Origin of the sequence: Flavobacterium antarcticum DSM 19726, from assembly GCF_000419685.1 — a bacterium.
GTDB classification, from domain to species: Bacteria; Bacteroidota; Bacteroidia; order Flavobacteriales; family Flavobacteriaceae; genus Flavobacterium; species Flavobacterium antarcticum.
Genome location: NZ_ATTM01000003.1, coordinates 216,254 through 229,871, shown reverse-complemented (window position 1 = coordinate 229,871; position 13,618 = coordinate 216,254). Strand labels below are relative to the sequence as shown.

The window sequence follows — 13,618 nt, the reverse complement described above, 5'->3', positions numbered from 1 at the left end:
AAATGGAATTAGACGAAAAAAAATATTTATATCTTTTATTTATTCTGCCAATTTTGGTGGTGATTTTCCTGTATAATTTATATTGGAAAAGAAAAAAGCAACGCGAATTTGGCGATGTAGAATTGGTAAAAAGATTGACACCTGAAAAATCAGTTTTTAAATCCGTTTTGAAATTTGTGATTTTGCTTTTGGCATTTGCTTGCTTCATAATTGCTTTGGTTAACCCAAAAATCGGAACCAAAACCGAAACCGTGAAACGAGAAGGAATTGACATTGTGTTTGCTGTAGACGTTTCTAAAAGTATGCTTGCCGAAGATATCGCACCGAATCGGTTGGACAAAACCAAGCAGATTATTTCGCAAGTTATCAATGAATTAGGAAATGACCGAATTGGCGTTGTAGCTTATGCCGGAAGTGCTTTTCCAGTTTTACCGTTGACTACGGATTACGGCGTGGCCAAAATGTTTGTGCAAAGCATGAATCCAGGAATGGTTTCTTCGCAAGGAACTTCATTGGAAGAAGCGATTAAGATGTCGGAAAGTTATTTCGACGAAAAAAGTAAAACCAGCAAATTGGTGATTTTGATTTCGGACGGTGAAGACCATTCTGAAGGAGCAAAAGCAACCGCGGAAGAAGCAAATAAAGCAGGTTTAAAAATCTTGACAATCGGTGTTGGAACTGCAAAAGGAGGTCCAATTCCGTTGAAGAGAAACGGCGTCGTAGAAAGTTTTCAGCGTGACCGCCAAAACGAAGTGGTAATTACAAAATTGAATGAAAGTAGTTTGCAAGAAATTGCCAAAGCGACAAAAGGGAAATACATCAACGGAAGCAATACCAAAGAAGTGGTTGATTTTGTCAAAAAAGCATTGGAAAACATAGAAAAAACCGAATTTGAATCGACACAATTCACCGACTTTAATTCACAGTTTCAATGGTTTTTAGGGTTCGGAATGTTGTTGGTTTTTGTAGATATATTTCTGTTGGAGAAAAAAACAGGATGGGTGAAAAAGATGAATTTGTTTAACGAAGAAAAAATTAAAAACTAGCGTGATGACTTATAAAAATATAGTTGTAGTCTTGGCGATTCTTTTTTCTTTGGTAGTCAAAGGACAGGAAAAAGACAAGAATTTGCCGGAAGGGAATGAAGCTTTCAACGAAAAAAATTATGCAGATGCGGAAACGAATTACCGAATTTCTGCGTCTAAATTTCCAAAGAAAGCGGATTCGTATTACAATTTAGGAAATACAATTTACACCATAAATCAACCCGCAGAAGCGAAGTTTGCTTATCAAAATGCGATTAAAAACGCCACGACAAGAGCTGAAAAACATAAGGCTTTTCATAATCTTGGAAATGTTTTGATGAAAGAAAAAAATTACGAAGGAGCGGTTAATATTTACAGACAGGCTTTAATTAACAACCCGTCTGACGATGAAACGCGTTATAATTATGCTTTGGCAAAGAAAATGTTGAAAGAAAATCCGCCGAAAGACGAGAAGAAAAACGACAAAGAAAAGGACGAGAAAAAAGAGCAGGATAAGAAGGAGAAGGAAGATAAGAAAGACGGCGACAAGGATAAAAAGGACAATAAAGGCGATAAAGACAAGGACAAAAAGGATGAAGGTAAAAATGAGAAAGACGACAAAGGCGACGGAAAGAAGCCAAAAGAAGGTCAGATTTCGCAACAACGCATCCAGAATTTGCTTGACGCGGTAAATAATGATGAGAAAAGAGTGCAGGAAAAAGTCAATGCACAAAAGGTAAAAGGAAAACCCGTGGAAACCGATAAAGATTGGTAAACCAATTGTAATTACAAAAATGTAAGTTAGAAAATGAAAAAGTTACTTCTATTATATGTATTCTTTTTTAGTGTAGCCACTTTTGCGCAACAAGTTGAATTTGAAGCTAAAGTCAGCAAAACTTCGCTTGGATTGAACGAGCGACTTCGTGTTGATTTCTCAATGAATGCAGATGGTGATAATTTTACACCACCTGATTTTGATGGTTTTCGAGTGGTGAATGGTCCGATGCAACAAGTGAGTCAATCGTGGGTAAATGGACGTTCGTCGTTTAATAAAAGTTATTCGTATTTTTTATTGCCTACGCGAAAAGGAAACGTAACTATCAATCAAGCCAGTATTGAAATCAACGGTCAAACGTATAAAACGTCGCCGGTAAAAATAAATGTAGGCGCTGCAATTGATGTTCCTAAAAACCCACAAGACGCGCCACAAATTTCGGCAAATGATGCGATTCATCTTGTTGCTGAAGTTTCAAAAGTGAATCCATATATCAACGAACCGATTACTGTGGTTTACAAATTGTATTTCAGTTACAACATCGGAATTACAAATTGGCGTGAATTAGACAAACCGAAATACAACGATTTTTGGAGTCAAAACATTGATATCAAGCAATTAGTTGTTGAAGAAGGAAATTATAATGGCGAAAGAGCACGCGTAGTTACGTTGCGAAAAACAGTTTTGTATCCTCAAAAATCAGGTAAGTTATCTATCGAACCTTTGTCAATGGATATTGATTTAGAACTTCCTACAAACCGTAGAAATTTCTTTGGCCAAGTACAAACAACACAATCAAACAAGAGAGTTTCGGCTGGAGCCAAAACTATAAACGTAAAAGCGTTGCCTGAAAATGGTAAGCCAGCAGATTTTACAGGAGCGGTTGGAAACTTTAATTTCGAAGCAAAACCATCAAAAACAACTTTGAAACACGGCGAAAGTTTAGAGTTGAAAGTTGTAGTTTCAGGAACAGGAAATTTAAAATTATTTACCTTACCAAAACCGGTCGTGCCAACAGCTTTAGAAATGTACGACCCTGTTCATAAAGAAAATGTCAATTCTCCATTGAGCGGAATGACGGGTTCCATCTCCGATACTTACAAGGTTATTCCTCAATACAAAGGCGAATATCCAATCAAACCGATGACTTTTTCGTACTTTGATTTGAAATCGCAGCGTTACAAAACCATTTCTTCACCTGAAATAATGGTCAAAGTTTTAGACGGTCCAGAAAGTACAGCTGCAGTTGCTGCTCAAAGTCCTGATGAGCCATCGAATAAAAGAACGATTACTGCGAATTCTAAATTTGAGTTCATCAAGTTGAAAACAGATTTGAAACCAATCAAACAAGAGGACTTTTTTGGAAGTTCATTGTTTTATGGGTTGGTGATTTTTCCGTTTTTGTGTATTCCAATCTTAATGATTTTCAGAAGTAAAAAAGAAGCGAGAGATGGTGACGTTACAGGAAACCGCATTCGTCGTTCGAATAAATTGGTTAAAAAATATTTATCAGAAGCTAAAAACCAACTTCAAAATAAAGAATTATTTTACATCGCTTTAGAAAAAGCATTGCATAATTTCTTGAAAGCAAAGTTGCATATCGAAACTTCGGAGATGAGTAAAGCTACGATTCACGCTGTTTTGTTAGAACGAAAAGCGGATGAAAACACAGTTTCTGAATTTATTAAATTAGTGGATAACTGCGAATTCGCTCGATATGCTCCGTCATCAAGTGTGGCAATTCAGTCGGATTTTGACAAAGCAGTGGGATTGATTTCTGAATTAGAAAAACAAATTCTTTAACACAAAGGGCACCAAGGAATCACAAGGTTCACAAAATTATTTCACACCCTTAATTAATAAAAGCCAAACAAATGACAGAAAACGAAATTGCAAGTGTAGTTTTTGAATCAGCCTTAAAAGTTCATAAAAGATTAGGTCCGGGATTGTTAGAAAGTGCTTATGAAGAATGTATGTTTTATGAATTGAAGAAAGCAAATCTAAAAGTTGAGAAACAAAAAGCTTTGCCTTTAATTTATGATGAAGTTCGATTAGATGTTGGATATCGTTTAGATTTAATTATAGAAGATAAATTTATTGTCGAAATAAAATCGGTTGAAAAATTGAATGACATACATCTTGCACAAATTTTAACCTATTTAAGATTGTCTAATTGCAAATTAGGATTGTTAATTAATTTTAATGTTGTTTTATTAAAAGACGGAGTAAAAAGAGTAATAAACGGAACACTATAATCGAAAAAAGCATTTTAACATTGTGAACCTTGTGCCAACTTTGTGAACCTCGTGTTTAAAATATTTTAAAAATGAAAAATCTACTTTATATATTATTATTGCTTCCGCAAATTTTTCTTGCCCAAAACGGTTTTGAAAAAGGAAATGAATTGTACCGAAAAAATCAATTTCAAGATGCAGTTCAAGCATACGAATCGGTTTTAAAAACCAATAAGCAATCAGCGGAATTGTATTTTAATTTGGGGAATTCATACTACAAATTGAACAAAGTTGCGCCTGCAATTTACAATTTTGAAAAAGCATTGTTGATAAAACCTAACGATAAACAGATTTTAAACAACCTTGCTTTTGCTCAAAAGCTCCAAATTGATGAGGTAAAAGAATTGCCTGAAGTTGGCTTTGAAAAAGTGTTGACCAATTTGACTTCGTCGAGACATTATAATTCTTGGGCTTGGGTTGCAGTTTTTGGTTCGTTTTTTATTTTGCTATTCTTCATTGGATATTATTTTTCACACCGAACGCTATTAAAACGTATATTTTTTGGCGGAATGTTTCTGTCGGGAATTGTTTTGGTGTTAGCAATATTCGCGTCGATTTCAGAGAAAAGTAATGATGAATTATACCGTCCTGCGATTGTTTTCGACGAAATGGTTGCTGTAAAAGCTGAACCTAAAACTGAAAGTTCTGACGCTTTTACTTTACACGAAGGAACAAAGGTTGAGGTGAAAGAAAATCTTGACAATTGGAGAAGGATATCGCTTCCTGATGGAACGGATGGTTGGATTAAGGCGAGTAGTATAAAGGAATTGAAGTAAATTTTATTTACTATACCACGGTTAAAACCGTGGCCAATGTTTGAATATTGGAGGTCAATTTTAACTCCAATAATTATTTATTATCGCGCTAAAATATTGCCCACGGTTTCAACCGTCGGGTTTTATAAATAGAAAACTCAAGCTAGTGCGAGCGTCTCGCTCGTACCCATAAACGTAAAACCAAATCTTATTTGTTGTTGTCTCCAGCGGGACGCTCGCGCTAGCATAAGCAATTTAAGATAATTAAACTAACTTTACGCCAACTTCAATTCCAGCAAATGAACTTTGACGATTTAGAATACATTTCGATAGACAATCAAACTACTGATTTTCCAAAGCATTTTCATGAAACGTTTTGCATTTCGCTGATTCATCAAGGAACGGAACAAATCGATTTTGAGCATCAAAGTTTGTTTAGTGAAGCCGGAAGTATCTCGATAACGAATCCCTTTGAAATTCATTCGAATCCTATAATTGACATCAATTTTCCTTTAAAATTCGATACGATTTACATCTCAAACGATTTAATGAAATCGGCTTTGGATGGAAAAAACATCATCTTTCTGAATAGAAAAATAAACAGTAAGAGAGCAAACCTGTTATTTTTAAAAGTTAAAGAAGCAATTGATTCGAGAAATGATTCCCTTATTGAAATTGCTTTGAAAAGGTTTTTAGAATTTTTGAAATCGTATTCAGAAGAAAATGAAAATGAATATTCAGCCTTGAATTTCGACAGTTTTAAGGAAATTAATACCTACATCGAAAAGCATATTTGTAGTAAATTCTGCTTGAATGAATTGGCTGAAATGGCAAATATCAACAAGTTTGGATTTGCAAAGAAATTCAAAGCTTCGACAGGAATGACACCAATTAATTATATTTTGATGAAGAAAATTTTCTCAAGTAAAAAATTAATTGATTCAAATTCAGAACTTACCGATATTGCTTATCAATATAATTTTACAGATTTAGCTCATTTTTCTAAAACCTTCAAGCGATTTATTGGTGTTTCGCCAAAGAAATATCAAGAAAGCCTTTCTGCGAAAATATAATAGCCAATATTATACAAGTACTCTATTTCTTATACGATTACATTTGACAACTATTTCGACTCAAATGAAAAACGCTACTTCTCTACTAATTTTTATCCTGCTTTCAAACTTTGCATTTTCGCAATCTATTGACGATGTTTTTTCACAGAAAAACATGCGTGAAGATTTAGCAATTTTCAAAGAAATCCGAGTTAAAGCAAATTCGGGTCTTTATAAATATCGAACGAAAGCGCAAATTGATAGTATTTATAATTGGGCTGATAAAGAAATAACTACATCTTCAAGTTACCGAGAATTTTATAATATTATTTGTCAATTGACTAATTTCGAAGGAAGTGTTCATAATGAAACTTTTTTACCGAAAAAAATAATACAAAAATTGCGTAAAGAAACTTCAGGCTATTTTCCTTTTCCTGTAAAATGGATTGACGGAAAATGGCTGATAAACTTCGAAAATGGAGCAATTCCTCTAGGTTCCGAGCTTATTTCGATTGACAATGTTTCAATTGAAGAAATTATTTCCAATTTCAATAAATATTACACCACTGATGGCGACAATCTAACGGGAAAAAGGATAGGGATTCGAACTAATTTTGCAAAATATTATCGTTTACATTATGGACTGAAAAACCAATTCACGGTTAATTATAAAGGGCGAAAACCGAATTCGCTTGAAACTAAAGTTATAGAAAGTGTTAGTTATTCTGGCTATTACGCTAACTTTATCAAAAGATATTCTGCTAACTTTGACAATATTTATTACGCTGATTTGCCCGAAGATAAAAAATATAACTATAAAAAGATAAATGATTCAATAGGTGTTTTAACCATCTATACTTTTGTAATGGGTAATGAAAATTCTAAAGAACATCATACTTACGTTGCTTTTTTAGACAGTATTTTTACTACAATTAAAAAAGAGGAAGTAAAGAATCTGATTGTTGATGTTCGGCAAAATGGTGGAGGAACGGACCCAAACGATCTTGTGACTTATTCTTATTTGACTCAACGAAATTTCCAAGAAAATAAGCAAGCTTGGATTAGTTTTAAGAAAATCCCGCTACTTAAATATTACGACAGTAAAATCCAAAGATTTTTGCGACCGCTCTTCATTGGAAAATTCAACAAGGAATTTCAAGAAATATTCACAAAAGAAATTGATGATAAACTTTATCAAGACGAAAATAGTGACGACCACAAAGTTAGAACGCCAAACACGAATGCATTTAAGGGTAAAATATATTTGCTAACCAGTCCAGCAATTGCTTCCGCCGGAAGTTTATTTGCGTCAATGTTAGCGGGAAATACAAATACAACCACGGTTGGCGAAGAAACTATGGGAGGATATTATGGTCATAATGGTCACACGCCAATGGAATATAAATTACCAGATTCTAAAATTGTAACTCAATTTTCTGTTGTTAATTTAGATCAAGATGTTTTGAAAAAGGAAAATCAAATATTTGGTCGAGGAATTATTCCGGATTTTAATGTGAGGCAAACTTACGAGGATTATTTAAAGCAGGAAGACACACAGATGAAATTTGTATTGGAATTAATTAATGCAAATTAAATTCATTTCGCACCACGGTTAAAACCGTGGCCAATTTTTGAAAGTCGGAATACGAATTTAGCTTGAATACAATTTATTATCATGCTAAAATATCGCCCACGGTTTCAACCGCGGGATCTTGTAGATAGAAATATTCTATCGCTCTTCTTTACTAGGATAAAATTCCTCAAACCAACTTTCCAAAGTAGGATAAATTTTCCCAGAAACTTCTAAAGTAGGATAATACAAAATCGATTTTACCAATTGTTCCTTCGAAACAAAACTTGCTTTTGAGTTCATCTTTTGAAAAAAGTGAAGTGCAACACTCATTAAAAGAATTGTTTTCAACAAACCGAAAAAAGCACCTGCAATTTTATTAAAAATTCCCAAACCAGCGAATTTTGAGATTGTAGTTAAAAATTTAGCAAGAACGGATAAGCCGATGACTACTGCAATAAATGTCAATGCGAATGCCGTAATCTGAATCGTTTTCGGCGACCAAGAAACATGTGAACTTAAAAGGGATTGCGCAAAAGAAGAAAACTTAATCGCAATAAAAATTCCCAAAAGGAGTGAAAACAAAGAAGCAATTTCAATAAAAAATCCGTTCCAAAACCCACGAACCAATCCGTATAAAAGCAAACAACCTAGAATAATGTCAATAACTTGCATAATAAAAAATGTTTGGCCAAGGTAGTTACTTTTGTAGAAAAACCAAAAGCAACGACGTATCTTTGTAGCTACAATTTCACAGAAGCAAAACCGCTTCTTTTCAATATAAAAAGACAATGTCAAGAGATATACAACTTAAAGAGCGTTGGGAAGGTTTAGTCGCTAAACTTTCAGACCAATTTTCAAAAGGCGAAGATTTAGATTTGGACGCCATCATTTATTTAATCGGTGTTCAAGAATTAGGAAAAGTACACGATAAATTCAAGAAAGACGAGAAGTTAAATTTGATGCACATCGCCATTTGTCGATTGTTAGAACCTTACGGATTTTACACTTTTGACCACGTGGACCAAGAAGGTTGGCCACATTATAGTGTAAAAGAAGAATTGCCAACATTAAAAGCAGGCGAACAGACCGTTTTAATGAAAGAAGCAATTGTCAGTTATTTTTTAGAGAAAGAATACATAGATTAATTAAAAGTCAACCACGAATCTCACTAATATACACGAATACTAATTTGTAAAAATTATGATTCACTACTATTGGTGCTAATTAATATAAGTCAATAAATTAGTGCCAATTCGTGTAATTCGTGGCAGGAAACTAAAAAGACAAAACAAGCTTTTTTACACCAAAACTTTCAGCGAAAAACCTTAAATTTGCACCTTTACTACAAACGATGATAGACAAAATCAAAGCATATATTGCCGAAGCTCAATCTTTTTCAACCGATAACACGAGTGAATTAGAAGCGTTTAGAATTCAATATCTTGGAACCAAAGGTTTATTGAAAACCCTTTTTGCCGAATTCAAAAATGTTCCAAACGAACAGAAAAAAGAATTTGGACAAGTAATCAATGCGTTAAAAACAACTGCCGAAGAGAAAGTAAAACAACTTCAAGAAGCGTTGGAAAGCAAAGAAGAAATCAAAGGAATTTACGGCGATTTGACTCGTCCAGGCGAACCGTTCAAAATAGGTTCTCGTCACCCGATTTCATTAGTAAAAAACCAAATCATCGACATCTTTTCGACTATCGGATTCAATGTTTCTGAAGGTCCAGAAATTGAGGATGATTGGCATAATTTCACTGCATTAAACTTGCCAGAATACCATCCGGCTCGCGATATGCAAGACACTTTTTTCATCCAAACCAATCCTGACGTGTTGTTGCGAACGCACACTTCATCCGTTCAAGTGCGTTATATGGAAGAAAATAAACCGCCTATTCGAACGATTTCTCCGGGAAGAGTTTTCAGAAATGAAGCTGTTTCGGCACGTTCTCACTGTATATTTCACCAAATCGAAGGATTGTATATCGACAAAGATGTTTCCTTTGCTGATTTGAAACAGACGCTTTTATATTTCACCAAAGAGATGTTCGGAAAATCAAAAATCCGTTTACGTCCGTCGTATTTCCCGTTCACAGAACCAAGTGCGGAAATCGATATTTATTGGGGTCTAAAAACCGAAACCGATTACCGAATCACAAAAGGAACCGGCTGGTTAGAAATTGGTGGTTGTGGAATGGTCGACCCAAATGTCCTAAAAAACTGCGGTATCGACTCAGAAGAATATACCGGTTTTGCCTTCGGAATGGGAGTGGAGCGTATCGCGATGTTGCTGCACCAAATTGGCGATATCCGTATGTTTTATGAAAATGACGTTCGCTTTTTGGAGCAATTTAAGTCGAGTATTTAGATTTATTAGGAACGAATCGCTCGGGCTTTTTCAGCTTTCCATTTTCCCGCTTTCCTTCCAAATCTCCCGATAAAAAATCGGGAGGATTTTCCCTCCAATCGGGGTTAATTAGGTTTCAATATTCGTATAACAAACAATTCAATTTTCAGAATTCTAGTAAAACAACATGAAAAAAGACATTCAAATACCAACTGTAGAAAATGTATTTCTTGCTGCAGTACAAGAATTTAGCGTTGAGTTTAATGAAAAAGTGTGGTACGTTTATTTAGTAAACGACAGTGACTTTGATTTAGAAAGCGTGATGATTGTTTCATCAGCATTTGGAACTTTAGACGGCGAAATGAAGAAAACTTCTTTGTTACGTCACGCATTTCCTGCTGTTCCAGCAGTTTCTGTCGTGAAGGTTGAATTACTTGATAAAAGTATTTTAGTTTTAAACAATGAGTTTATGTTGACGTATTTTATTGACAATAAATTGTACGATAAAGTATTTATTTTCAAAAGCAATTCCATCAATGAAAACGCTACGGAAGAAGTTCCGATTTTATTTGTAGAAGGCGTTATTGAACGATAATATATAAAAAACTAAAAAGGGAGCAAATGCTCCCTTTTTTATTTAATCCAATCTGTCTGTTAATTTCTTAAAGACTTTCTTTGCTTCTTTTCCTTCATAAAGAATGCTGTAAACTGCATCGATAATCGGTGTTTTAGCGCCGTACTTTTGGTTTAAGTGATAAGCACTTTTTGTAGCATAATATCCTTCTGAAACCATCGTCATTTCCATCATTGCACTTTTTACGGTATAACCTTTTCCAATCATATTTCCGAAAGTTCTGTTTCTAGAAAACAAAGAATATCCTGTAACCAATAAATCACCTAAATAAGCCGAATTATTGATATTACGCTTCATTTTGTGTACTTCCCGAATAAAACGTTTCATCTCACGAATTCCGTTACTCATTAATACGGCTTGGAAGTTATCTCCGTAGCCTAAACCATGTGCAATTCCGGCTGCAATTGCGTAAATGTTTTTCAACATTGCGGCGTATTCTGTTCCAACGATGTCGTCAGAAATTTTAGTCTTAATGTAATTTCCAGCTAGACATTTAGCTACAACTTTCGCTTTCTCCGCATCACCACAAGCAATTGTCAAGTAGGACAAACGTTCTAAAGCTACTTCTTCAGCGTGACACGGACCAGTAATTACGCCAATATTATCATAACTAATATCGTACATCTTATGGAAATGCTCGCCAACAATTAAACTCGTTTCAGGAACGATTCCTTTAATTGCTGAAAAGATTACTTTATCTTTTAGACTTGCAGTTAATTTCTTTAATTCACCATCTAAAAATGCGGATGGAATTGCAAAAACAATATAATCAGCATATTCGATTGCTTCATTAATATCGCTCGTCAATCGCAGTTGTTCAGTGTGAAATTCGACCGAACTTAAATAGTTTGGATTGTGGTGAAATTCTTTGATGTGACTAATTGCATCTTCATTTCGCATGTACCAAGCAATTTCAGGCAAATTCACACACAACATTTTGGCAATCGCAGTTGCCCAACTTCCTCCTCCAATTACTGCAAATTTTGGTTGCTCTGTCATCATTTTCTTTTTTAAAGCTGAAATATTGTTGTCAAAAATACTTATTTTAAAATTAATAACCATAAATTTTTCCAATGAACACGCGTGTTTCAGAAGAATTTAGTTTTTAAATAGAAATAAAAGTTAAAATTTTGACTTTCAACATACTATAAATTTAAAACTTGCGTTATCTTATAACGATAGGGCTAAATACCCATTTGTTTTAGTTTAGGAGTTAGTTAAGATTTTGTTTTTGGTGTTTTGAAAAAGGCACTGCTGAAAAATTTTCAGCAGTGCCTTTTGATTTATTTAGAATTCTAACTAGTAGCTCATTTCTACAATCTGTTTTACTTTTTCAATAGTCAGATTTTGTTTTTCTCCCATGGCTTTCCAGCCTCTTTCTTCAAAACGTTTTGCAATGAAATCAGCTGTTTTCTCGTAATCATCAGTGTATTGGGACAACTTCGTATCCATTCCCATCAAATGGTAAAACTCAACAGTTTTGTTAATCGCTTCTTTTGCAATTTCGTCATCACTACCTGCTAAATGAAAAATACGTTTTCCGTATTGTGCCAATTTCTCTTTTTTAGTTTCAAAAAGGACGGTATATAAATGTGGTCCTATAATCGCCAAAGTTCGTGCGTGGTCAATTCCGTGCATCGCTGTTAACTCGTGACCGATCATGTGAGTTGTCCAGTCTGTTGGAACTCCTTTATTTAGTAATCCGTTCAGTGCCATCGTGCAACACCACATATAGTTGGAAGCTAGGTGGTAATCCGTTGGATGCTCTACCACTTTTGGACCTATTTCAAGTAAAGTTGTTAGAATTCCCTCAGCAATTCGATCTTGTAAATAAGCGTCGTGTTTGTAAGTCAAATATTGTTCCATTACATGTGTAAATCCATCTACAATTCCGTTTTGAATTTGTCTCTTTGGCAAAGATGCAATAACAGTTGGATCGCAAATTGAAAATTGTGGAAATAATGCCGAACCACCAAACGAAAGTTTTTCTTGAGTGGATTCAATTGTAACAACAGCTCCCGAATTCATTTCACTTCCCGTTGCAGGTAAAGTCAAAACAGTTCCAAAAGGCATTGCGTTTTCTTTGATCAAAATTCTTTTCTGTAAAATTTCAAGTGGATTTCCATCATAATTTACAGCAGCTGAAATAAATTTCACTCCGTCAATTACGCTTCCACCACCAACAGCCAACAGAAAATCAATCTTTTTTTCTTTGACTATTGCGATTGCTTTTTCTAAAGTTTCAAAATGTGGATTGGGTTCGATTCCACTAAACTCAGTCACTTCGAAATCTTTTAGATTTTTCAGTACTGAATCGTAAATACCGTTTTTCTTAATGCTTCCGCCTCCGTAGGCCACTAAAACTTTAGCTCCTTTTGGAATTAAAGTGCTTAATTTTTCCATTTGGTCTTTGCCAAATATATAATTGGTAGGATTGTATAGTTCGAAATTATTCATAATTTGATTTTTTAAGTGTATCAAATTTACGAAAACATGGACGAGTTGAATGATAAAAGCGTGTTAACTTATTTCGTGTAAAACAAATTATGCTCAATGTATTCCGCTACTTTTTCAGGAAGCATTGGACTAATATTTTTCTTGTCTTTTATTGAATTCCGAATAAAAGTCGAAGAGATTTCTACTATAGGAGCTTCAATACTATGAATTTTAGCTTTGAAATTTTCTAGAAAAGAAAGTTCCGGTTTTGGTTCGGCAGAAACTCGAGGATAGACGTAAATTTCATGATTTTGCAAAATCACCTCGTAGTTTTTCCACTTGTTTAATGAGTTCAAATTGTCTTCGCCCATAATTAAGGCAAACTCATAATTAGGAAACTTTTCCTGCAAGTGAGCCAATGTATTGACAGTATAATTAGGTTGCGAAAGTTTAAACTCAATATCAGAAGGTTTAATCTTGGGATAATTCGCAGTTGCAAGATGTACCATTTCTAAACGATGATAATCATCAAGCAAAGTGTTTTTCTTTTTCAGCGGATTGTGCGGCGTAACCACCATCCAAATTTGCTCTAAATCCGTGAATTCGGCAAAATGATTGGCAATAATTAAATGACCAATGTGAATGGGATTAAAGGTTCCGAAATACAATCCTACTTTCATTTTTTTAGATTTATGATTTGCGATTTTAGATTTATGATTTTCGT

Annotated in this window: 14 protein-coding genes; 10 read left to right on the top strand and 4 right to left on the bottom strand. The window is 34.4% G+C overall.

Annotation, left to right across the window (positions count from 1 at the left end):
• The first annotated feature begins 2 nt into the window (after window positions 1–2).
• The 7 genes from YWA_RS0106320 (at window position 3) to YWA_RS0106290 (ending at window position 7,495) form a co-directional block, all read left to right on the top strand.
• Window positions 3–1,046 carry a vWA domain-containing protein gene (locus tag YWA_RS0106320; protein WP_022827656.1) on the top strand — a complete coding sequence of 348 codons (1,044 nt, stop codon included), beginning with the start codon at window positions 3–5 and terminating at the stop codon, window positions 1,044–1,046.
• Between the two features lie 4 nt (window positions 1,047–1,050).
• On the top strand, window positions 1,051–1,800 hold the full coding sequence (locus YWA_RS0106315) for a tetratricopeptide repeat protein (protein WP_022827655.1): 750 nt from the start codon (window positions 1,051–1,053) through the stop codon (window positions 1,798–1,800).
• Between the two features lie 33 nt (window positions 1,801–1,833).
• Window positions 1,834–3,603 (top strand): BatD family protein, encoded by a 1,770-nt coding sequence (locus YWA_RS0106310; RefSeq protein ID WP_022827654.1) that lies wholly within the window; start codon window positions 1,834–1,836, stop codon window positions 3,601–3,603.
• 71 nt (window positions 3,604–3,674) lie between these two features.
• Window positions 3,675–4,055 carry a GxxExxY protein gene (locus YWA_RS0106305; protein WP_022827653.1) on the top strand — a complete coding sequence of 127 codons (381 nt, stop codon included), beginning with the start codon at window positions 3,675–3,677 and terminating at the stop codon, window positions 4,053–4,055.
• 71 nt (window positions 4,056–4,126) lie between these two features.
• Window positions 4,127–4,870: a tetratricopeptide repeat protein gene (locus YWA_RS0106300; protein ID WP_022827652.1), complete on the top strand. Its 744-nt coding sequence runs from the start codon at window positions 4,127–4,129 to the stop codon at window positions 4,868–4,870.
• A 278-nt stretch (window positions 4,871–5,148) separates the two neighbouring features.
• Window positions 5,149–5,922 (top strand): AraC family transcriptional regulator, encoded by a 774-nt coding sequence (locus YWA_RS0106295; RefSeq protein WP_022827651.1) that lies wholly within the window; start codon window positions 5,149–5,151, stop codon window positions 5,920–5,922.
• A 64-nt stretch (window positions 5,923–5,986) separates the two neighbouring features.
• On the top strand, window positions 5,987–7,495 hold the full coding sequence (locus tag YWA_RS0106290; RefSeq protein ID WP_022827650.1) for a S41 family peptidase: 1,509 nt from the start codon (window positions 5,987–5,989) through the stop codon (window positions 7,493–7,495).
• Window positions 7,496–7,630: 135 nt separating this feature from the next.
• On the opposite strand, the gene YWA_RS0106285 is transcribed toward YWA_RS0106290, so the two are convergent.
• Window positions 7,631–8,146 carry a CvpA family protein gene (locus tag YWA_RS0106285; RefSeq protein WP_022827649.1) on the bottom strand — a complete coding sequence of 172 codons (516 nt, stop codon included), beginning with the start codon at window positions 8,144–8,146 and terminating at the stop codon, window positions 7,631–7,633.
• A gap of 116 nt (window positions 8,147–8,262) precedes the next feature.
• Here YWA_RS0106285 and YWA_RS0106280 point away from each other — a divergent pair, with 116 nt between their 5' ends.
• The 3 genes from YWA_RS0106280 to YWA_RS0106270 all read left to right on the top strand — a co-directional run bounded on the left by YWA_RS0106280 (window position 8,263) and on the right by YWA_RS0106270 (window position 10,419).
• On the top strand, window positions 8,263–8,619 hold the full coding sequence (locus tag YWA_RS0106280; protein ID WP_022827648.1) for a hypothetical protein: 357 nt from the start codon (window positions 8,263–8,265) through the stop codon (window positions 8,617–8,619).
• 206 nt (window positions 8,620–8,825) lie between these two features.
• Entirely contained in the window at window positions 8,826–9,845 is a 1,020-nt protein-coding gene (gene pheS, locus YWA_RS0106275) for a phenylalanine--tRNA ligase subunit alpha (RefSeq protein WP_022827647.1), read from the top strand.
• 166 nt (window positions 9,846–10,011) lie between these two features.
• Window positions 10,012–10,419, top strand: coding sequence for a hypothetical protein (locus YWA_RS0106270; protein ID WP_022827646.1), 408 nt, complete (start codon window positions 10,012–10,014; stop codon window positions 10,417–10,419).
• Window positions 10,420–10,461: 42 nt separating this feature from the next.
• Here the strand turns inward: YWA_RS0106270 and YWA_RS0106265 are convergent, their stop codons facing one another.
• From YWA_RS0106265 to nadD, 3 genes are all read right to left on the bottom strand, one after another.
• Entirely contained in the window at window positions 10,462–11,457 is a 996-nt protein-coding gene (locus YWA_RS0106265) for an NAD(P)H-dependent glycerol-3-phosphate dehydrogenase (RefSeq protein ID WP_026718626.1), read from the bottom strand.
• Window positions 11,458–11,757: 300 nt separating this feature from the next.
• Window positions 11,758–12,915 carry an iron-containing alcohol dehydrogenase gene (locus tag YWA_RS0106260; protein ID WP_022827644.1) on the bottom strand — a complete coding sequence of 386 codons (1,158 nt, stop codon included), beginning with the start codon at window positions 12,913–12,915 and terminating at the stop codon, window positions 11,758–11,760.
• A 68-nt stretch (window positions 12,916–12,983) separates the two neighbouring features.
• Window positions 12,984–13,574, bottom strand: a complete 591-nt coding sequence (gene nadD, locus YWA_RS0106255) for a nicotinate (nicotinamide) nucleotide adenylyltransferase (RefSeq protein ID WP_026718625.1) — start codon at window positions 13,572–13,574, stop codon at window positions 12,984–12,986.
• Window positions 13,575–13,618: the final 44 nt, after the last annotated feature.